21 protein-coding genes are annotated in these 18,424 nt (G+C 73.3%); 18 read left to right on the forward strand and 3 right to left on the reverse strand.

Annotation, left to right across the window (positions count from 1 at the left end):
* Nucleotides 1-46: 46 nt before the first annotated feature.
* The 3 genes from ACH4D3_RS27855 to ACH4D3_RS27865 form a co-directional block, all read right to left on the reverse strand.
* The gene (locus ACH4D3_RS27855; RefSeq protein WP_398327276.1) at nt 47-733 is read right to left on the reverse strand and encodes a lytic polysaccharide monooxygenase; all 687 of its coding nucleotides are present in this window, start codon (nt 731-733) and stop codon (nt 47-49) included.
* Nucleotides 734-927: 194 nt separating this feature from the next.
* On the reverse strand, nt 928-3,009 hold the full coding sequence (locus ACH4D3_RS27860) for a DUF1996 domain-containing protein (RefSeq protein ID WP_398327279.1): 2,082 nt from the start codon (nt 3,007-3,009) through the stop codon (nt 928-930).
* 108 nt (nt 3,010-3,117) lie between these two features.
* Complete coding sequence (locus ACH4D3_RS27865) at nt 3,118-4,131, reverse strand: zinc-binding dehydrogenase (protein ID WP_398327282.1); 1,014 nt, start codon at nt 4,129-4,131, stop codon at nt 3,118-3,120.
* Between the two features lie 114 nt (nt 4,132-4,245).
* Here ACH4D3_RS27865 and ACH4D3_RS27870 point away from each other — a divergent pair, with 114 nt between their 5' ends.
* The 18 genes from ACH4D3_RS27870 to ACH4D3_RS27955 all read left to right on the forward strand — a co-directional run bounded on the left by ACH4D3_RS27870 (nt 4,246) and on the right by ACH4D3_RS27955 (nt 18,288).
* Nucleotides 4,246-4,830: a TetR/AcrR family transcriptional regulator gene (locus ACH4D3_RS27870; protein ID WP_398327285.1), complete on the forward strand. Its 585-nt coding sequence runs from the start codon at nt 4,246-4,248 to the stop codon at nt 4,828-4,830.
* 190 nt (nt 4,831-5,020) lie between these two features.
* Nucleotides 5,021-5,674 (forward strand): class I SAM-dependent methyltransferase, encoded by a 654-nt coding sequence (locus tag ACH4D3_RS27875; protein ID WP_398327288.1) that lies wholly within the window; start codon nt 5,021-5,023, stop codon nt 5,672-5,674.
* A gap of 41 nt (nt 5,675-5,715) precedes the next feature.
* Nucleotides 5,716-6,033 (forward strand): gas vesicle protein, encoded by a 318-nt coding sequence (locus ACH4D3_RS27880; RefSeq protein ID WP_398327291.1) that lies wholly within the window; start codon nt 5,716-5,718, stop codon nt 6,031-6,033.
* Between the two features lie 36 nt (nt 6,034-6,069).
* A complete protein-coding gene (locus ACH4D3_RS27885) occupies nt 6,070-6,582 on the forward strand; it encodes a gas vesicle structural protein GvpA (protein ID WP_398327294.1) in 513 nt (170 codons plus the stop codon).
* The gene (locus tag ACH4D3_RS27890; RefSeq protein ID WP_398327297.1) at nt 6,579-7,364 is read left to right on the forward strand and encodes a GvpL/GvpF family gas vesicle protein; all 786 of its coding nucleotides are present in this window, start codon (nt 6,579-6,581) and stop codon (nt 7,362-7,364) included. The genes ACH4D3_RS27885 and ACH4D3_RS27890 overlap by 4 nt, the downstream gene beginning before the upstream one ends.
* A 4-nt stretch (nt 7,365-7,368) precedes the next feature.
* Nucleotides 7,369-7,647, forward strand: coding sequence for a gas vesicle protein GvpG (locus ACH4D3_RS27895; RefSeq protein WP_398327300.1), 279 nt, complete (start codon nt 7,369-7,371; stop codon nt 7,645-7,647).
* Nucleotides 7,644-8,180: a hypothetical protein gene (locus tag ACH4D3_RS27900; protein WP_398327303.1), complete on the forward strand. Its 537-nt coding sequence runs from the start codon at nt 7,644-7,646 to the stop codon at nt 8,178-8,180. The genes ACH4D3_RS27895 and ACH4D3_RS27900 overlap by 4 nt, the downstream gene beginning before the upstream one ends.
* Nucleotides 8,177-9,082: an SRPBCC family protein gene (locus tag ACH4D3_RS27905; RefSeq protein WP_398327305.1), complete on the forward strand. Its 906-nt coding sequence runs from the start codon at nt 8,177-8,179 to the stop codon at nt 9,080-9,082. Before ACH4D3_RS27900 ends, ACH4D3_RS27905 begins: the two co-directional genes overlap by 4 nt.
* A 21-nt stretch (nt 9,083-9,103) precedes the next feature.
* On the forward strand, nt 9,104-9,448 hold the full coding sequence (locus ACH4D3_RS27910) for a gas vesicle protein (protein WP_398327308.1): 345 nt from the start codon (nt 9,104-9,106) through the stop codon (nt 9,446-9,448).
* Nucleotides 9,445-10,287 carry a GvpL/GvpF family gas vesicle protein gene (locus ACH4D3_RS27915; protein WP_398327311.1) on the forward strand — a complete coding sequence of 281 codons (843 nt, stop codon included), beginning with the start codon at nt 9,445-9,447 and terminating at the stop codon, nt 10,285-10,287. The genes ACH4D3_RS27910 and ACH4D3_RS27915 overlap by 4 nt, the downstream gene beginning before the upstream one ends.
* Nucleotides 10,284-10,532, forward strand: coding sequence for a gas vesicle protein (locus ACH4D3_RS27920; RefSeq protein ID WP_385356602.1), 249 nt, complete (start codon nt 10,284-10,286; stop codon nt 10,530-10,532). The genes ACH4D3_RS27915 and ACH4D3_RS27920 overlap by 4 nt, the downstream gene beginning before the upstream one ends.
* A complete protein-coding gene (locus ACH4D3_RS27925) occupies nt 10,529-10,831 on the forward strand; it encodes a gas vesicle protein K (RefSeq protein WP_398327314.1) in 303 nt (100 codons plus the stop codon). Before ACH4D3_RS27920 ends, ACH4D3_RS27925 begins: the two co-directional genes overlap by 4 nt.
* A 100-nt stretch (nt 10,832-10,931) precedes the next feature.
* Nucleotides 10,932-12,038, forward strand: coding sequence for a substrate-binding domain-containing protein (locus ACH4D3_RS27930; protein ID WP_398327833.1), 1,107 nt, complete (start codon nt 10,932-10,934; stop codon nt 12,036-12,038).
* Nucleotides 12,039-12,163: 125 nt separating this feature from the next.
* Nucleotides 12,164-13,495, forward strand: coding sequence for an ABC transporter substrate-binding protein (locus ACH4D3_RS27935; RefSeq protein WP_398327317.1), 1,332 nt, complete (start codon nt 12,164-12,166; stop codon nt 13,493-13,495).
* Nucleotides 13,496-13,521: 26 nt separating this feature from the next.
* Nucleotides 13,522-14,508 carry a carbohydrate ABC transporter permease gene (locus tag ACH4D3_RS27940; protein ID WP_398327320.1) on the forward strand — a complete coding sequence of 329 codons (987 nt, stop codon included), beginning with the start codon at nt 13,522-13,524 and terminating at the stop codon, nt 14,506-14,508.
* Complete coding sequence (locus tag ACH4D3_RS27945; RefSeq protein WP_398327323.1) at nt 14,505-15,368, forward strand: carbohydrate ABC transporter permease; 864 nt, start codon at nt 14,505-14,507, stop codon at nt 15,366-15,368. Before ACH4D3_RS27940 ends, ACH4D3_RS27945 begins: the two co-directional genes overlap by 4 nt.
* Nucleotides 15,365-16,396 (forward strand): hydroxyacid dehydrogenase, encoded by a 1,032-nt coding sequence (locus ACH4D3_RS27950; protein ID WP_398327326.1) that lies wholly within the window; start codon nt 15,365-15,367, stop codon nt 16,394-16,396. The genes ACH4D3_RS27945 and ACH4D3_RS27950 overlap by 4 nt, the downstream gene beginning before the upstream one ends.
* On the forward strand, nt 16,393-18,288 hold the full coding sequence (locus ACH4D3_RS27955) for a DUF2264 domain-containing protein (protein WP_398327328.1): 1,896 nt from the start codon (nt 16,393-16,395) through the stop codon (nt 18,286-18,288). The genes ACH4D3_RS27950 and ACH4D3_RS27955 overlap by 4 nt, the downstream gene beginning before the upstream one ends.
* Nucleotides 18,289-18,424 lie beyond the last annotated feature (136 nt).

Genomic DNA, 18,424 nt, shown 5'->3' on the forward strand with positions numbered 1-18,424 from the left:
ACGCGGGCGCGACCGGCGGGGGTGGGGGGACGGGGAGTGGCGCGGGTCAGCCGAAGTCGACGTCGCTGCAGAGGAAGTAGGTCTGGTCCATGTGCGAGGCCTGCCAGATCGTGTAGACGACGTGCCGGCCGCTCAGGCCCGAGGTGCTCACCGGGATCTCGTAGTTCTGACTGGGTCCGTAGCTGCCCGTGCGCGCGACCTGCTGGAGGTCTCCCCAGGTCAGGGCCTGGGTGGCGGGGTCGAAGCCCTGCTTGGTGACATAGACCAGGAAGTAGTCGGCGCCGTGGCTGGCCTGGTCGTAGAGCTTGACGGTGAAGTCGTCGGTGACGTTCGTGGTCTGCCACGGGCCCACGGTGTCGAGGGAGTTGTAGCGTCCGCTCTCGGTCCGGCCGCCGCTGCAGAGCTGGCCGTCGGGGACGACCGCCTCGAAGTTGCCGGCCGAGCCGTTGCGGTAGAGGCCGTTCCAGTTCCACATGGCGTTGGGGTCGTCCTGCCACGCCTGCCAGCACATGGGGTCCTCGTCGGCCATGGCCGGGTTCTGGAAGTCGTCGCCCCAGCGCTCCCAGCAGCCGTAGTTGCGGGAGGCGGGGTCGACCACCGAGCCGTGGGCGACGGCCGTGCCGCTCCAGGGGATCAGGGTGAGCAGGACCGCGGCCACAGTACTGAGGGCGAGGGTCGCCGCCCGGCGGGCCCTTCCGGCGAGTTTTGTTTTGGCGCGATCATGACAATCCATGAGACATCCTTCTTCCGCGTGGGGGGACAGCGAGGAACAGGAACTCGCGAGGCATGAGTGGGAGCGCTCCCAAGCTCTGTTCGAAGACCAGGCTGCGCCCGGGTGCGGGAATTGGCAACATCCCGAATGAGCCAAACGGCGGGTGGGCGGGGAACCACCCCCGCCCACCCGCGCTCATGCGGCTCCGACAGCCGCTACGGCGCGCGCCGCCTGGAACGGAGCAACAGCACGCAGCCCCCGGCGAACAGCACGCCGCCGACCGCCGCGGGCCACAGCCCGAGTCCGGAACCCGTCTCGGCGAGCCCGCCCTGCGCCTGCGGTGCGGGCGCGGACCCGGTGCCGCTCACGTCGTTCGGGGCGTCGGCGGGTGTCGTCGCGGCCCTGGGCTCGGCGCTCGCGGATGCGCCGGCGTCCTGGCCCCCGGCCGGGGGCGCGGGCTCGTCCCCGCCGGACCGCCCGTCGTTCCGCTGCTCGTTCCGCCCTTCCTGCTGCCCTTCGTCCTGCTGCTCGCGCTGCTCCGTGTTCTGGCCCGGGGCGTTCCCGGCGTCCTTCCCGCCCGGCTGCTCGCCCTGGCCGTCCTGGCCGGTGTCCGCAGGAGCCGAGGCCGTGGCGGTCTGCTCGGCCGGGGGCTCGGCGGTCTGCTCGGCCGGGGGCTCGGTGGTCTGCCCGCCGTCGCCATCGGGCTGTCCCCCGTCGTCACCGCCGGGCTGTTCCCCGCCCTGGCCCGGCTCGGACCCCGGGGGTGTGTCCGGACCGCACTCACGACCGGAGTTGATGCACTCGACCATCTCGCGCATCAGGTCCTCGTCGAAGACGTTGATGAAGTCGCTGTGATCGGTGACCGGCTTGTGCAGCTGCTCGGGGAAGGAGTCCACGGCGAACAGCGGAACGGTCCTGCCGCCGTCCTCCAGGCTGGGCGCGGCCACGTCGTAGACGACCCGCTGCACCAGTCGCGGAACTGCCCGGAACCCCTCCGGGCACGTGCCGTCGGCGGCGGCGAAGGCCATGTGGGTACGGTGGTTGGCGCTGTCGATGTTGCGGCCGTCCCAACAGCTCTGGAAGGTGAAGGTGCGCACCACGTCGCTGCCCGAGGGGCAGAGCGGGTACTTGTCCTTCAGCTGCCGGTCCTCGAAGCCGGTGCAGCTCCAGGAGGCGTTCGCGTTGGTGTCGCCGTTGACGAACGCCTTGGCGTCGCCGGTGATGATGCGCAGCAGGCGCGGCATCTCCGTGACCTCGCCGCGCTCGTTGCCCCGGAACGTCAGCGTGACCTCGGCCGGCGTGACGATCTCGCCCGCGTTGCCCTCGATGCCGCCGCCCGGTGACTGGGCGTCCTGTTCGTCGGTGCCGTTCTGGAGCCGCAGCACGGGCCAGTAGTACGAGGACTTGTCGCCCTGGTCGGCGCAGCTCGTGTCGCCGGCGGCCAGGTCCTCGTCGCTGGCGAAGGCGTCGTTGGCCTGGTTGCCGACGTAGTCGTGGAAGTGGTGGGCGCCGTTGCCGACGCCGGGGGCGGCGATCAGGTTGTCCGAGTTGAACAGGCCCTCGGCGTTGACTCCGCAACTGGTGGCGAAGGAGCCGGTCGAGGCCTTCTTCTGCCGGGGCGCTCGCACGGCTTCGGGCTGGACGGATTCGATGTCGACGTAGTCCGCCGCGACGGGGCCGTTGCCGGCCTGTCCGCCGTTGCCGGGCTGCTGCTGCCCGCCGCCGGGCGCCTCGCCCTCGCCGTCCTGCCGCCCCTGCTCCTGGCCCTCTTCCTGTCCCTGCTCCTGGCCCTGCTCCTGCGGCGCCGGGCTGCCGCTCCCCGCGTCCGCCGACGCGATCTCGGTGCGGCGCAGGGTGCACTCGGCCAGGGCGTCCAGGCCCTCGGGGCGGTGGCCCGCCTGCTCGATGGCGGCGGCGATGCGCTCGATCGTCGCCGCGCGTTCCTTCTGGAGCGGGTCGAGGATCGCGCCCTCGTCGAGCGTGCCGTCGTCCGCGGTGCGGGCGGCTTCCTGAAGCCCGCGATAGGCGGTGGCGATCTGCTCGTCGAGCTGGGCGAGTTCGGTGTCCACCTTCGGTCTGGCCTGCTCCGGAACGGCCGTGAGCCGCTCGGTCGGGTCGGGGCAGTCGACGGTGGCCGCGACTCCGGAACTGCCCAGCGGAACGGCGGCCTCGCCGGACTCGGTGGCGGAGGCGAAGACGTTCACGGCCACCAGTCCGCTGCCCCCCAGTATCAGCGCGACCGCTCCGAAGGTCGCGCGCCGCGCCCCGGTCGGGCGTCTGCGCCTGTTGTGTCCCAAGGCGTGCTCCTGTGTCGTGACGGACTCGGACGTGAGATGCCCCCGGCTCCATACGGAACCGGGGGCCGGAGCGTTCAAACGCCGCTGGATTCTCAGCTTTCCCTCACCTCACGGGCGCAGCACCAGCCGGATCGGGTCGCCCTCCTTCTTCTCCAGCCGGGCGACCGCCGCGGCGGCCTCGGCGAGCGGCAGCACCCCGCTGACGGACCCGGAGAAGTCCAGCCGTCCGCCCTGGATCAGCCGCAGGAGCTGCGGCAGGGCCACCGGCATGTCGGAGCCGTAGTGGCCGAGGATGCGCTGCTGGAGGTAGCTGAACCGGGTCCCGTCCGTGACGGTGAGCGGCTTGTCGGTCAGACCGGCCAGGACCAGTCGCCCCTTGGGCGCGAGGACGGAGACCGCCTGCTCCCGCACCGGCGGCACGCCCGCGAAGTCGAAAGCGGCGGCGAGCCCCGCGCCGCCCGTCGCCGCACGGACCGTCTGCCGAAGCTCGGGGTCGGCGGAGTCCAGGGCCAGGTCGGCGCCCGCGGCCAGGGCCCGTTCGCGGGCGACGGGGTTGGGGTCGACGGCCACGACCGGGCAGGCACCGATCGCCCGGAGCAGTTGCACGGCGTGGACGCCGAGGCCGCCGACGCCCCACACGCCGACCGCCTCGGCGGGCCGGACCTCCCCGGTCTCGGTGATCGCGCCCCACGGGGTGGACACGGCGTCCGGGATGATCGCGCCCTGTTCGAAGGGGATGGCGTCCGGCAGCGGCGTCATGGCGTCGGCGGCGGAGAGGGCGTACTCGGCCCAGCCGCCGTCGTAGTCGACGCCGCGGGTGTAGGTGACGCCGTCCCGCTGCTCGCCGGCGTGCAGCACCACCCGCTGCCCCGGCGACCAGGCGGTGACGCCCGCGCCGGTCTCGGCGACGGTGCCGGAGACCTCGTGGCCGAGGGTGACCGTGTCGCCCGGGAGGAGGAGCGGCGTGAGGGTGCCGTCGATGAGGTGTACGTCGGACAGGCAGACGCCGGCCGCCTCGACCTTGACCAGCACCTCCCCCGGGCCCGGCTGCGGGCGGGGCACCTCGTCGAGCCGCAGCGTGCGGCTCGGGACGTGCAGGCGGGCGGCGAGCATCTGCGCCATGACAGGACCTCCTCGGTGCGGCGGCGGCCTCTCGACGGTCCCCAGCGGTCCATCGCAGGTCGACTTGCGTTAACCGTACACCCAATGCAAGTCGAGCTGCTTTACGCTGGTCCGATGAGCTCACCGGAACCCCCCGCCCCGCCCCTGCGCCGCCGTGGGGAGCGCATGCGGCAGGCCGTACTGGCGGCCACGGTGGAGCTGCTGTCGAGCCAGGGCCTGGCGGGCGCGACGGTCGGCGCCGTGGCCCGCGCGGCCGGGGTGCACGAGACCTCCGTGTACCGCCGGTGGGGCACGCGGGAGAGCCTGATCCTGGACGCGCTGACGACGGAGCTGGACGCCGCGCTGCCGGTCCCGGACACCGGGCGGGTGCGGGACGACCTGCTGGCGTTCTTCTCCGCCCTGGCCCGCCTGCTGGGCACCCCGCAGGGCCGGGCGCTGCTGCGGCTGAGCGTCGAGCACGACGACACCCTGGAGGACCGGCGCGGCCCCTACTGGAGCGAGCGCCTCGACCGCGCCGTGGTGATGGTGCGGCGGGGCGTCGAGCGGGGCGAGCTGGCCGCGGACACGGACGCCGGGCTGCTGATCGAGGCGGTCAGCGGTCCGCTGTTCGTGCGGGTGCTGCTGAGCGGGGCGCCGCTGGACGACGTGCTCGTACGGGGGCTGGTGGACCTGGCCCTTGCCGGGGCCCGTCCGCGGTGAGCGGTCCGCCCCGTGGTGGATGGTGCAGGTGCGACGGCCCGGACCGGGGTACCCGACGGCGGCCAGGGACTCCCCCGCGCGGGGGCGCGCGTCGCCCGAAGGGCCCCTTGTCGGCGGCTCGCTCCCGGTGGAACGATGCCGGGGCACCGGTTCACCGCACCGGCTCACCGCACCGAAGGGACCGACCGTCGTGACCGACGACCAGGCACACCCCCGGGCGGCCGCCGCGTTCGACGCGCTGGGCGTCGAGTACGAGAAGGCGTTCGGCGCGTCGAAGACGCACCGCCGCTCGCTGGAGTGGCTGCTGGCACGGCTCGCGCCGGGCAGCCGGGTGCTGGACGTGGGCAGCGGCACGGGGCGGCCCACCGCCGAGACCCTCGCGGGCGCCGGGCACGAGGTGCTGGGCGTCGACGTCTCCCCCGTCATGGTGGAGCTGGCCGCACGGCAGGTGCCCGCCGCCACGTTCCGGTGCGCCGACATCCGTGACGTACCGCTGGCGGACGAGTCGTTCGACGCCGTCTGCGTGTACTTCTCGCTGCTCCAGCTCGGCCGGGCGGAACAGCAGGACCTCGTCCGGCGACTGGTGCGGCTGCTGAAGCCCGGGGGCCATCTGGTCCTGGCCACCGTGCCGTTGGACGTGGAGGGCGTCGACGCCACCTTCATGGGTCAGCCGGTGCGCGTGACCAGCTTCCCCGCACAGGAACTGGTCGCCCTGGTCGAGGAAGCCGGGCTGGAGGTGCTGGCGCAGGAGGCGTCGATGTTCACCCCGGCCCACCCGGACGCCCGGCCGGAACCACACCTCTTCCTGCACTGCCGCCGCCCGGGGCAGCCCCGGATGGGGTAACCGAGCACGCCAGGACCGGGCCCCGCGGTCACAGTGGGCACATGACAGAACCTGGCGAGCGACGGCGCCGCACCACTTCCACCACCACGCGCGAGCGTGGCGTGCGCGATGCCCGGGACGCCGCCCGGCGCGCCGCCGACGCCCTGTCCGAGCTGATCCGGCACCACCTCGAAGGGGTCTCCGCCGTGTGCCGGGGCGAGAACGGCGGCTGGATCGTCAACGTGGACGTGCTGGAGGTGGCGCGCATCCCCGACACCACGAGTCTGCTCGCCACCTACGAGGTCGAGCTGGACCCGGCGGGCGACCTGCTCCAGTACCGCAGGATCGCGCGCTACCGGCGCGGGGCCCAGGACCAGTGAGCGGACCGTGAGGCCCGCACCCGGAAGGACCACCGCATGATCACCTACGACGACGAGGTCGTCTGCGCGCCCCGCGCCGGAACCCTCTACGACGTCCTCGAACTCATCCTCGACCGCGGCATGGTGATCGACGTCTTCGTGCGCGTCTCCCTCGTCGGCATCGAGATCCTCAAGGTGGACGCACGCATCGTGGTCGCGAGCGTCGACACCTACCTCCGGTTCGCGGAGGCCTGCAACCGGCTGGACCTGGAGCACGACGTGCGCTCCAAGACCGTGCCCGAGATGTTCGGCAGCCCGGTGGCCAAGACCGTGGGCAGGGCCGGTGCCCGGAGAACGGCACGCTCCCTGACCGACAAGGTGCGTGACGTCCTCACGCCCGAGCACGAACACGAGGAGGAGCCGGAGGAGGCGGAAGACCGGCCCCACGCGGGTGCGACGCGCGGCAGGAGCACGCAGCGGCCCCGCAGCCGGCCCGCCGCCCGCCCCCGCGACGAGGACGACCGTCCCCGTTCCCGCCCCCGCCGGCGCACCGAGGAGGAGGACCGATGACCGCGCCCGCCACCACCACGGCCCCCGGATCCGCTACCGAGGCGGCCCCGGTACCGAAGGCCCTGTACGTCTACGGCATCAGCCCGGCCGGAGTCCGCACCCCCCGCTGCGCGGGCGTCGACGGCGCCCCGGTACGGCTGCTGACGGAGTCCGGGCTGTGCGCCGCGGTGTCGGCCGCGCCCCCGCGGCTGCGGCCCCGGCGCCGTGACCTGCTGGCCCACCAGTCCGTCCTGGACGAACTGGCGGCGCAGGGACCGGTGCTGCCCATGCGGTTCGCGGTCCTCAGCCCGCGCAACGACACCCTGCTCTCCCAACTGCGCTCCGACGCGGCCCACCTGACGGCGCAGCTCGACGGCATCCGGGGGTGCGTGGAACTCAACGTCAAGGGGACGGCGGTCCCCGGCCACTTCGCCGATCTGGTGCGCCGGGACGACAAGCTGCGGACCCTGGCCCTGCGGACCCGGCGCCGGCCGGACTACGAGGCCAACGTCCGGCTGGGCGAGGCGATCGCCCTCGGTGTGCGCCGCGAGGCGCGGCGCGCGGCCCGGGAGGTCGTCGACCGGCTGGCCCCGCTCGCGGTCCGTACGGTCCAGGGCGCGACCGACGACGAGCAGGTGCTCAGCACGTCGTTCCTGCTGCGCTCGGCCGACGAACCGCGGTTCAGGGAGGCGGTGGCGGCCCAGGCCCGCAACTGCGGCGACCGGCTGGCCCTCAGCGTGACCGGTCCCCTGCCCTGTTACAGCTTCGTCGACCCGCGCCCCGCGTCACCGGTCGGCCGGTGAAGGCGTGGGCATCGTGAGCGGTCTCCTCCTGCTGCCCCTCGCGCCGGTGCGCGGCACGGCGTGGATCGCCGACCACCTGCTCCAGGAGGCCAGGCGCCAGGCCCACGACCCACGCGCCGTACAGGCGCGGCTGGCCGCACTCAACCGGGCCCTGGACGAGGGCGCCATCGACGAGGCGGCCTTCGAACGGGAGGAGGAGCGCCTCCTCACCCTCCTCGAACGCCCGGCCGGGCGCACCGGTCCCACGTCCCCTACAAGTCAAGCGCGGAGACGACACCTATGAACGACAGCAGGACGGCCATGGCGGCCGCCGTGGCGGGCGGCTATCTCCTGGGGCGCACGAAGAAGGCCAAGCTCGCCTTCGCGGTCGGCTCCTACCTGGTGGGCCGACGTGTCGGCCTCTCCCCCGGCCAGGTGCTCGGCCAGGGGCTGGGCAGTCTGCAACGGGCGCCGCAGTTCCAGGAGTTGACCGACCAGGTCCGGGGCGAGCTGCTGACCGCCGGACGCGCGGCCGTCACCGCCGCTGCGAACCGCCGGCTCACCACCCTCGCGGACACGCTCCGCGACCGTACCGACGCGCTCACCGGCGAGGGCCGGCGGGACGAGGGCAGCGACGACACCTGGGACGAGGACGCCTACTTCGACGAGGAGGACCGGGCGGAAGACCGGCGGCCCGCGCCGGCACCGCCCCGGAAGACGGCCCAGAAGGCCGCGCCGCGCAAGGCTGCGCCTCCCGCGAAGAAGGCCGCAAAGAAGGCGGCGCCGGGGAAGCGGACGGCCGGTCCGGGCGTCCGGCGCGCGGGTGGGCGCGCATGACCCCCGACCGGAAGGGCGACGGCGTCCCGTCCCCCCTCGGCGACCTCAAGGACGCCCTGGGCGGCTACCTGTCCGCCGCGGGGCACGGACTCGTCGGCCGGGCGGGGGACCGGCTCGGCTCGCTGACCGACCGCCTGACCGAGTCGGCCGACGGCGGTGGTTCCAAGGCCGGGACGGGTGGTTCCAAGGCCGGGACCGGTGGTTCCAAGAGCGGATCAGGTGGTTCCAAGGGCGGCGGCAGCGTCAAGGCGACGCACGTCATGGAGACCGTCGACATCGGCGTCCCCCTGCGTACCGTCTACGACCAGTGGACGCAGCTCCAGGATTTCAGCGGCTTCACCAAGGGCGTGCAGAGCGTCAGCCCCCACGACGAGGTGACCTCGGACTGGACCGCCAAGATCGCCTTCTCGACCCGCAGTTGGAAGGCGACCGTCCAGGAGCAGATCCCCGACCAGCGGATCGTCTGGACCTCCGAGGGTGCCAAGGGCAGTACCAACGGAGTCGTCACCTTCCACGAGCTGGCGCCCCGGCTGACCCGCGTCGTCGTGGTCGTCGAGTACTACCCGGCGGGCTTCTTCGAGAAGACCGGCAACCTCTGGCGCGCCCAGGGCCGGCGGCTGCGGCTGGACCTGAAGCACTTCGCGCGGCACGTGACCATGACGGACGACGAGGAGATCGAGGGCTGGCGCGGCGAGATCCGCGACGGCGAGGTCGTCAGGAGCCACGAGGAGGCGCTGGAGGAGGACGACGACGCGGACGAGTACGAGGACGACGAGGAAGGTGAGTACGACGAGGAGGAGCCGGACGAGGAGGAGCCGTATGCGGACGAGGACGACGACGAAAGCGACGCCGAGTACGAGGACGAGTACGAGGACGACGAACGTGCCCGCCCCCGTCGCTGACGCCGCCGCGGGGAGTACGCGGTGACCGACCTCGACCACCGGTACCCGGGCCAGGACACCGAGCCCTACGGGCCGCCCTCCGGCAGCCTCGCCGACCTCCTCGAACGCGTCCTCGACAAGGGCATCGTCATCGCCGGCGACATCAAGATCGACCTGCTCGACATCGAGCTGCTGACGATCAGGCTGCGGTTGTTCATCGCCTCCGTGGACACCGCGAAGAAGGCGGGCATCGACTGGTGGGAGACCGACCCCGCGCTGTCGTCCCGGGCCGCGCGGGACGCGCTCGCCGAGGAGAACACGCGGCTGCGGGAGCGTCTGGACGCCCTGGAGGGCGCGGCCGGGGAGACGACGGGAGCGGTGCGATGAGCGCGTCCGGCGCCGGACCGGCGGTCCCCGGACTGGTGTGCGCGTTCGCCGTCACCCGGACCCCGCCCGACCCCGCCGGGCTGGCGGCCGCGAGGGGGCACGAGGAGGGCGGCGCGCTGCGCGTGCTGCGCGCGGGCGACCTGTGCCTGATCGTGCAGGACGTCCCCGCCGCACTGTTCGGCGAGGAGGCGCTGACCGAGCGCCTCAACCGGCCCGAGGACCTGGAGCGCTGCGCCCGCGCCCATCACCGGGGCGTCGAGGCCGCGGCCGGGCGGGGACCCGTCGTACCGCTGCCGATGGCGACCCTGTACCGCGGCGACCGGACCGCCGAGCGGGCGGTGGCCGCCCGGCGGCCGGTGCTGGACACGCTGCTCGACCGTCTCCGGGACCGTACGGAGTGGGCGGTGAAGGTGCACGCCGCCGACGCCGCGCCCGGGGCCCCCACGGACACCGGACCCTCCGCGGGGCCGGGCAGCGGTGGCCGTGCCTACCTCAGCCGGGCCAGCGCACGGCGGCGCGAACGGCAGGGCGCCCACGGCAGGGCGCTGGCCGAGGCGGAGGCCGTCGACGCGGCACTGCGGTGCCACGCGGTCGCCGCGACGCGGCACCGTCCGCAGAGCGAGCGGCTGACGGGCCGCCGCGCCCCGCAACTGCTCAACACCGCCTACCTGGTGGAGGACGCGCGACGCGCCGGCTTCACCGCCGCCCTGGCGCGCTTCACCGCCGACGGGCCACACCCGGCCGTGCGGGTGGAGGCCTCGGGCCCGTGGATCCCGTACTCCTTCGCCCGCTGGGACGAGGACCCTCGGCCGGGCCCGGACCAGGAGACCCCTTCATGACCGTCCCCGACGCCCGTACGCCCGGCCCCGCTCCCGTGCCCTGGGGCGGGCCTGAGGCCTGCGCACCGGTCGGTGTGCCCCTGGTCGACCTGCTGGACCGGGTGCTGGCGACCGGGGTCGTGGTCAGCGGCGATCTGGTCCTGGCCGTCGCGGACGTGCCCCTGGTGCGGATCTCCCTGCACGCGCTGCTGTCGTCCGTGAACGAGCGGGTGCCCGCTCCCTGGCCGGACAGCGGGCCGCTGTGACCGCGCCCCGGGACCGTGCCGCCCCTGCCCTCGACCTGGATCCCGAGCGGGTGACGAACGACCTGGCCGCGCTGGTCCTCACCGTGGTGGAACTGCTGCGCCAGCTCATGGAGCGCCAGGCCGTGCGCCGCTTCGACGAGGGGACGCTGAGCGCGGAGCAGGAGGACCGGCTCGGCACGGCGCTCATGCTGCTCGACGAGCGCATGGACGACCTGTGCGCCCAGCACGGCCTGAGCCGCTCCGACCTGAACCTCGACCTGGGCCCGCTGGGACCCCTCCTCGCCGCCCCGGAACCGTAGGGACACCGACCCGGAACCGTAGGGACACCGGCACCCGCTGCGAGCGATCGTTATGATGGCGCCGAATCGCTCAAACGAACATTCTCGGGTGGGAGACCTGATGCGGGAGCCGGTCGATCTCAGGCGCCAGCGGATACTGGCGGCGGTCCAGGCGCGCGGTACCGCGCGGGTGCGTGACCTCGCCGACGAGTTGCAGGTCTCGGTGGTCACCGTGCGCCGGGACGTCGAGGAGCTGACGCGCGAGGGCAGGCTGAGCCGCGGCCACGGTGTCGTGCGGTCGACGCTGCCGGCCCAGGAGACGGCCCCCGATCCGGTCCCGGCGGGCGGGGACCGGGTGGCCGTGGTGGTCCCCGTACGGCACTCCTACCTCACCGAGACGCTGCACGGGGCCCGGACGGTCCTGGAGCGGGCGGGGGTGCGCATGGCCCTGCACCTCGCGCCGCAGGCGTCCGGTGCCGAACGCCCGCTGGTGGAGCGGGCGCTGGCGGACGGAGCGGACGGGCTGCTGATCGCACCGCGCTGGCGCGGCCGGGCCGACGAGGAGGCCGACCACGAGTGGCTGGCCGGGACCGGGGTGCCGACGGTGCTGATGGAGCGCCGCCCGTGGCGCGGCAGCGCGCTGCACGCCCTGGACTCGGTCTGCTCCGACCACTGGTACGGCGCGCACCTGGCGGTGGAGCACCTGGTGGGACTCGGGCACCGGCGGATCGTGGTCGCCACCCGGCACGACAGCCCCACCGCCCGTTCGCTGCGTGCCGCCTTCACGGAGATCGCCGGGGCGCATCCCCTGGTGGAACGGTGGGCGTGGACGCTGGTCGCGCCGGAGGCCGGGGCCGACGGCCCCTACTCGGCCGACGAGACGGCCGAGCCGTCCGCCCTGATGCGCAAGGTGGGCGCCACCGCGATGGTGCTGCACGGCGACGTGGACGCGCTGATGGTGGTCCAGCGGCTCGCGGAGGAGGGGGTGCGGGTGCCGGAGGACTGCTCGGTGGTCGCGTACGACGACGTCGTGGCCGGTCTTGCCTCGCCCCCGCTGACGGCCGTGTCGCCGCCCAAGGCCGAGGTCGGTCACGCGGCGGCGGAACTGCTGCTCCAGCGGCTGGCCGAGGCGCCCGGCGGCCGGCAGCCGGGCCGCCGGATCGAGCTGCTGCCGCGACTGATGGTGCGGGGCTCGACGGACCCGTTGGCGGAACCGCTCGACGAATGAGCGTTTGAGCGTTTCATTTTCTTCTGATCGATCTATTGACCGTTTGGGATAGGGCGTTCAGGATTCCGGTGTCTCGAAGAGTCGTGTCCGCACCCGCGCGGACCCGCAGGAGCCGCGGAGGCGCCATGCCCGGACGACCCAGCCGTCGCTCCGTGCTCGCCGCGATGACCGCCCTCCCCCTTGCAGGAGCCGCGAGCGCCTGCAGCGGGGGGAACGGCGCATCGTCGGCCCGCACGGGCACCACCACCCGGATCACCTTCTGGTCCGCCCTGCGCGGCAGCCAGGAGGTGGTCGACGCGTTCAACCGCACCCACCGCACCGTCCAGGTGGAGTTCCAGCAGATCCCCTCCGGCGGGCAGGGCGGCTACGCCAAGCTCAGCAACGCCGCCCGGGCCGGGAACGCGCCCGATGTCGCCACCCTGGAGTACCCGCAGGTCCCGGGGTTCGCCATCGACGGCGTCGCCCGCGACATCACCGATCTGATGAGCGACGGTCTGCGCCGCAAGCTGCTCCCGCAGGCGCTCGGTCTGACCACCTTCGAACGCCGGGTGTTCGCCGTGCCGCTGGACGTCGAGCCCATGGTGATGCACTACCGCGCCGACCTGTTCGACCGCTACGGACTCGAAGCCGCCCGCACCTGGGACGAGTTCGCCGAGCAGGCCGCGACGGTGCACCGCAAGGCGCCGGACCGCCGGCTGGTGCTCTTCCCGACCGACGGGATGACGCAGTTCGCGTGCTACGCGTGGCAGGCGGGCGCCCAGTGGTTCGACACCTCGAAGGGTGCCTGGAACGTCTCCCTCGCCGACGCGCCCTCACGGCGGGTCGGCGAGTACTGGCAGGGTCTGATCGACCGGGACGACGTCTTCATGAACGCCGTCGAGAGCAGGCAGTCCGACGCGCAGATCGGCAACGGACTGGTCCTGACCCGGCTCAGCGGCGCCTGGGACGCCGGCGCCCAGATGAACGCGCGGCCGGGGCAGCAGGGCCAGTGGCGGATCGCGCCGCTGCCGCAGTGGGACACCGGCAGCCCCTCGACCGGCACGCACGGCGGCTCGACCTTCGCGATCACCCAGGACAGCAAGCACCCGGAGGCCGCCATGGAGTTCATCGAGTGGCAGGTCTCCCACCCCGACTCCCTGCGCGCCCGGCTCTCCAGCGGCACCAGCAGCCAGTACCCTGCCGCCCCCGGCCTGGTCGCGGTGGGCCGCGAGGCCTTCGACCGCTCGTACTACGGCGGTCAGGACATCTACACCCTGTTCGAGCAGGAGGCCGAGAAGATCGGCGACCAGTGGCTCTGGGGTCCGCGGATGAGCGCCACCCAGAAGGTCATGCAGGACTCCTTCGCCCGGGTCGGCGGCGGCCAGGGCAGCCTCGTCGAGTCGCTGCGCACCGCGCAGGAGGGCACCATGCCCGACCTCAAGGCCCTCGGCCTGTCCACCACCCAGCACAGCACCTGAGCCGACGAAAGGCAGGTGACACACCCATGACCACGACCACCCACGCACGGGTGCCGGCCGGCGCCGCCCGCACCGCCTCCCCGGCACCCTCCGCCTCCGGCCTGCGTGCCCGCAGAGCGGCCAAGCGCCGTCAACTGACCGCCGCCGGCGTTCTCATGACGCCGTTCTTCGCCCTGCTGGTCACCGTCTTCCTGATCCCCGTCGGCACCGCCGTCTACCTCAGCTTCTTCAGCGACGACCAGCCCGGTCTCGGCTTCGGTCCGGAGCGCCAGGTCTTCGTCGGGCTGCGCTCCTACGCGGCCGTGCTCACCGACCCCACCTTCCTCGGCGGGCTCGGCACGGTCGCCCTGTACTGCCTGATCTACATCCCCCTGATGGTCGTCGGCGCGCTGGCCCTCGCCCTGCTCCTCGACTCGGGCGTGGTGCGGCTGCGCGGCCTCGCCCAGCTCGGCCTCTTCCTGCCGCACGCGGTGCCCGGCATCATCGCGGCGCTGATCTGGCTGTATCTGTACACGCCGGGCATCAGCCCGGTGATCGAACTGTTCGCCAAGGGCGACATCACGATCGACTTCCTGGGCGTGCACACGGTGGTCCCGTCCATCGTGAACATCGCCCTGTGGAGCAACCTCGGCTACAACATGGTGGTCTTCTATGCCGCCCTCCAGGCCGTGCCGCGCGAGGTGATCGAGGCTTCCGTGGTCGACGGCGCCGGACCGGTGCGCACGGCGCTCCAGGTCAAGACACCGCTGGTGCGCGCCTCCATCGTGATGGTCTCGATCTTCACCCTGATCTGGGCGCTCCAGCTGTTCACCGAGCCGATGCTGCTCAGCCAGTCCTCGCCGATGATCAACTCGCGCTTCTCGCCCAGCATGTACATCTACGACGCGGCCTTCACCCGCAACAACTACAGTCTCGCGGCGGCCGCCTCGGTGGTCCTGCTGGTGTGCACCATCGCCCTGTCGTACGGCGTCACCCGCTTCACCAGCCGCGCCGACTCCGAGGAGGCCCGATGAGCGCCGCCGACAGCTCCCTGCTCCGCCCGAAGCTGCTGGGCCGGGCGACCGTCAACGTGGTCGTCGCCGTCTCCGTCCTCTACACCCTGCTGCCGGTGCTGTGGCTGGTGCTGGCCTCGACCAAGAACCGCGACGCGCTGTTCAGCAGCGACCTGCTGTCCCTGAGTGACTTCTCCCTCCTGCAGAACCTCAAGGACGTCTTCGCCATGGACGGCGGGCTGTACGGCCGCTGGTACGTCAACAGCCTGCTGTACGCGGTGATCGGCGCCGCCGTCGGCGCGCTGGTGAGCGTGGCCTGCGGCTACGCGTTCGACAAGTACCGCTTCCGGCACAAGGAGAAGCTGTTCGGCCTGGTGCTGGCGGCGGTCATGGTGCCGCAGACGGTGCTGGCGCTGCCGCTGTACCTGATGGCCTCCGAGGCCGGCCTGGTCAACACCTTCTGGGCGGTGTTCATCCCGGTGCTGTTCAATCCGTTCGGCGTCTACCTCGGCCGGATCTTCGCGCGCGGCTACGTGCCCGACGAGGTGCTGGAGGCCGCGCGCGTGGACGGGGCCGGGGAGCTGACCACGTACGCCCGGGTGGCGCTCAGGATGCTCGGGCCCGGTCTGATCACCGTCTTCCTCTTCCAGCTCACCGCCATCTGGAACAACTTCTTCCTGCCCATGGTGATGCTGTCCGACCAGGACCTGTATCCCGTCAGTCTCGGCCTGTACCAGTGGAACAGCTCGGCGTCCGTGTCGCCCGAGTACTACCCCGTGGTGATCATGGGTTCGCTGCTCGCCGTACTGCCGCTCATCCTCGCCTTCGTGCTGCTCCAGCGTTTCTGGCGCAGCGGCCTGACCGCCGGAGCCGTCAAGTGACCGTGCACGCCCCCGGACCCGGCCACCGGCCCCGTGCCGCCGTGGCCATGTCCCCGGACGCCGCCTCGGCCGTCCTCGACCCCCAGTCCCTCGCCGCCTTCCGCCGGGTCTGCGACCTCGCGCCGTTCCCGGTGCTCGACGACCTGTCCACGGCGCGGGCGAGATCCGTACTGGCGGACGTGGAGCTGCTGATCACCGGGTGGGGCTGTCCGCCGCTGGACGCGGAGGTGATGCGGTCCGCGCCCCGGCTGCGGGCCGTGGTGCACACGGCGGGCAGTGTCCGCGGGCACGTCACCGACGCGTGCTGGGAGCGGGGCGTCGAGGTCTCCTCGGCCGCCGCGGCCAACGCGCTGCCGGTGGCCGAGTACACCCTCGGCATGATCCTGCTGAGCGGCAAGCGGGTCCTGGAGCGGGCCCGCGACTACCGGGCCTCCCGGGTGCGCGGGAACTGGCTACGCACCTCGCGGGGCGTCGGCAACTACCGGCGCACGGTGGGCATCCTGTCCGCCTCGCTGATCGGGCGCCGGGTCGTGGAGCTGCTGCGGCCGCACGACGTCGAGGTCCTGCTGCACGACCCGTACGTGAGCGACGCGGAGGCCGCCGAGCTGGGCGTCGGGAACGTGGGGCTGCGGGAGCTGTTCGCGCGCTGCGACACCGTCAGCGTGCACACCCCGCTGCTGCCCACCACCCGCGGTCTGGTGAGCCGTCCGCTGATCGAGGCGATGCCGGCCGACGCGGTGCTGATCAACACCTCGCGGGGCGCGGTGATCGACCAGGACGCGCTCACCGACGCCGTGCTCGCGGGCCGCATCCGGGCCGTCCTGGACGTCACCGACCCCGAGGCGCTGCCGCCGGAGCACCCGCTGTGGGACTGCGAGCACGCCCTGATCACCCCGCACCTCGCCGGTTCCGAGGGCAACGAGTGGCGCCGTCTGGCCGATCTCGCCCTCGCCGAGACGACCCGCTGGGCGTCCGGTACCGGCTTCCTCCACCCCGTACGACGCGAAAGGCTGGCGTTCCTGGCATGAGCATCCCGTTCGAACTGCCCACCGACGACCGTGCGTCGAGCCCGTACACCGGTTACACCAGGGCCCACTGGGAGGCCGTCGCGGACGGACTGCTGTGGTCCGCGTGGCGCTGGAGCACCCCGGGCCGCGCCCTGCTCGACCTGCCGGGGCGGCCTTCCCGCTCGGGGGTGCGCTCCGACGGTCTGGAGGGCTTCGCGCGGACCTTCCTCGCGGCGGGCTTCCGCGTCGCGGGGGCGGACGGCGCGGACCCGCACGGCTGGCTGGACCGCTACGCCGAGGGCCTCGCCTCGGGCACCCGCACGCCCGGCCGCGAGGACACCGAGTCGTGGCCGCTGATCCTCGACCACGACGTGCAGGGCCAGCCCATGGTCGAGTCGGCGTCGGTGGCACTCGGGCTGCGGCTGACCGCGCCGTGGCTGTGGAAGAACCTCGACTCCGGCGTCCAGGACCGGGTCGAGGAGTGGCTGCGCGGGGCGCTGCGGCACGTCCCGGCACCAAACAACTGGTACCTGTTCCCCTACACGGTCGCCGGGTTCCTGGAGTCGGTCGGCCGCGGCGACGCCGAGACGGCGGCGGCGCGGCACCGGGCCCTGGAGCTGATGGAGGGCTGGTACCGGGGCGGGGGCTGGTACGCCGACGGCGACGGACGCGCCTTCGACCACTACAACGGCTGGGCGCTGCACCTCTATCCGGTGCTCGACGCCCATCTCGGCGGCGACAGCGACGCCCTCGCCCGGTACGGGGAGCGGTTGCGCGCCCATCTCGACGGCTTCGCCCTGATGTTCGGCTCGGACGGGGCGCCGCTGCACTTCGGGCGCTCGCTCACCTACCGTTTCGCGGCGTCGGCGGCCGTCGGTCTGGGCGCGCTGACCGGGCACACCCCGCTGACGCCGGGTGCCTCGCGGCGGCTGGTCAGCGGCAGCCTGCGGTACTTCGTGGACCGCGGGGCGCTGACCGACGAGGGGTTGCTGAGCCTCGGCTGGTACGGCCCGCACGAGGCGACCCTGCAGTCGTACTCGGGTCCGGCCTCCCCGTACTGGGGGTCGAAGGCCTTCGTCTCGCTGCTCGCTCCCGCGGACCACCCGCTGTGGACGGCGCCGGAGGAGCCGGCGCCGGTGGAGCGGGCCGACCGGGTCCTGGCCCTGTCCGCGCCGGGACTGCTGGTGCAGTCGACCCGCGCCGACGGGATCGTACGGCTGCACAATCACGGCAGCGACCATGTCCGCCCGCACGAGGGCGAGTCGGCGGCCGAGGACGACCCGTACTACGGCCGGCAGGCCTACTCGACCCGGACGGGTCCCACGGCGCGGGAGAACGTCGCGGACAACCACCTGTCGGTCGAGGTGAACGGCCGGCCGAGTGTGCGGCGCCGCGTCCGTCCGCTGGGGGCGGGCGGCGGCGACGGCTGGGGCTGGGCGGCGTCCTGGCACCGGCCGGTCTTCGTGTCCGGGCCGCCGATGGTGCCAGGGCTGCGGGTGGAGAGCGTCACGGTGGCCCGGGGGCCCTACGAACTGCGGGTGCACCGGGTGGTCGGGGCACCGGCCGGGGCCCGGGTCACCCACACCGGGTGGGCCACCGGTCCCGAGGAGCCCCTGACCTCCACGCTGCACGGGCTGCAGGGCTGGGAGCCCGAGGCGGAGACCGTGCGCGCCCCGCAGGGCACGGCGTACGTGCCGTGGGCGGAGCTGCCCCGGCTGTCCGGCCCGGCGGGCGGCACCTCCGTGCACGTCGCCCTGGCCACGCTGACCGGTGCACCGGTGAGCGTCCCGGCCGGCGGGGCCGTCGCCGAGGTGGTGCCCGGTGCGGACGGCGTGGAGGTCGTCTGGACGGCCGACGGCGCCCGCACCAGGGTGTCGTTCGAGCCGGTGGCGGTGACGCACACGGAGGGTTAGGGCCCGTCCGGTGCTTCTAGGGCTCCGGTCCGCGGTGGCGGCCGGGGCCCTTCGCCGTGCGCTCCCCCGTGCGCGCTCCCCCGGTGGCGTGCGGCGGCCGGGCCGGTGACGCTGGGACGGCACCGGTGAGAAGGAG

The organism is Streptomyces sp. NPDC018026 (assembly GCF_044327745.1).
Lineage (GTDB): Bacteria > Actinomycetota > Actinomycetes > Streptomycetales > Streptomycetaceae > Streptomyces > Streptomyces rubrogriseus.

What these genes read in the sequence shown, in the direction of transcription:
- ACH4D3_RS27855 (WP_398327276.1), bottom strand. Translation starts at nt 733, where the DNA reads ATGGATTGTCATGATCGCGCCAAAACAAAACTCGCCGGAAGGGCCCGC.
- ACH4D3_RS27865 (WP_398327282.1), bottom strand. Translation starts at nt 4,131, where the DNA reads ATGGCGCAGATGCTCGCCGCCCGCCTGCACGTCCCGAGCCGCACGCTG.
- ACH4D3_RS27870 (WP_398327285.1), top strand. Translation starts at nt 4,246, where the DNA reads ATGAGCTCACCGGAACCCCCCGCCCCGCCCCTGCGCCGCCGTGGGGAG.
- ACH4D3_RS27880 (WP_398327291.1), top strand. Translation starts at nt 5,716, where the DNA reads ATGACAGAACCTGGCGAGCGACGGCGCCGCACCACTTCCACCACCACG.
- ACH4D3_RS27885 (WP_398327294.1), top strand. Translation starts at nt 6,070, where the DNA reads ATGATCACCTACGACGACGAGGTCGTCTGCGCGCCCCGCGCCGGAACC.
- ACH4D3_RS27890 (WP_398327297.1), top strand. Translation starts at nt 6,579, where the DNA reads ATGACCGCGCCCGCCACCACCACGGCCCCCGGATCCGCTACCGAGGCG.
- ACH4D3_RS27900 (WP_398327303.1), top strand. Translation starts at nt 7,644, where the DNA reads ATGAACGACAGCAGGACGGCCATGGCGGCCGCCGTGGCGGGCGGCTAT.
- ACH4D3_RS27905 (WP_398327305.1), top strand. Translation starts at nt 8,177, where the DNA reads ATGACCCCCGACCGGAAGGGCGACGGCGTCCCGTCCCCCCTCGGCGAC.
- ACH4D3_RS27915 (WP_398327311.1), top strand. Translation starts at nt 9,445, where the DNA reads ATGAGCGCGTCCGGCGCCGGACCGGCGGTCCCCGGACTGGTGTGCGCG.
- ACH4D3_RS27920 (WP_385356602.1), top strand. Translation starts at nt 10,284, where the DNA reads ATGACCGTCCCCGACGCCCGTACGCCCGGCCCCGCTCCCGTGCCCTGG.
- ACH4D3_RS27930 (WP_398327833.1), top strand. Translation starts at nt 10,932, where the DNA reads ATGCGGGAGCCGGTCGATCTCAGGCGCCAGCGGATACTGGCGGCGGTC.
- ACH4D3_RS27935 (WP_398327317.1), top strand. Translation starts at nt 12,164, where the DNA reads ATGCCCGGACGACCCAGCCGTCGCTCCGTGCTCGCCGCGATGACCGCC.
- ACH4D3_RS27940 (WP_398327320.1), top strand. Translation starts at nt 13,522, where the DNA reads ATGACCACGACCACCCACGCACGGGTGCCGGCCGGCGCCGCCCGCACC.
- ACH4D3_RS27945 (WP_398327323.1), top strand. Translation starts at nt 14,505, where the DNA reads ATGAGCGCCGCCGACAGCTCCCTGCTCCGCCCGAAGCTGCTGGGCCGG.
- ACH4D3_RS27955 (WP_398327328.1), top strand. Translation starts at nt 16,393, where the DNA reads ATGAGCATCCCGTTCGAACTGCCCACCGACGACCGTGCGTCGAGCCCG.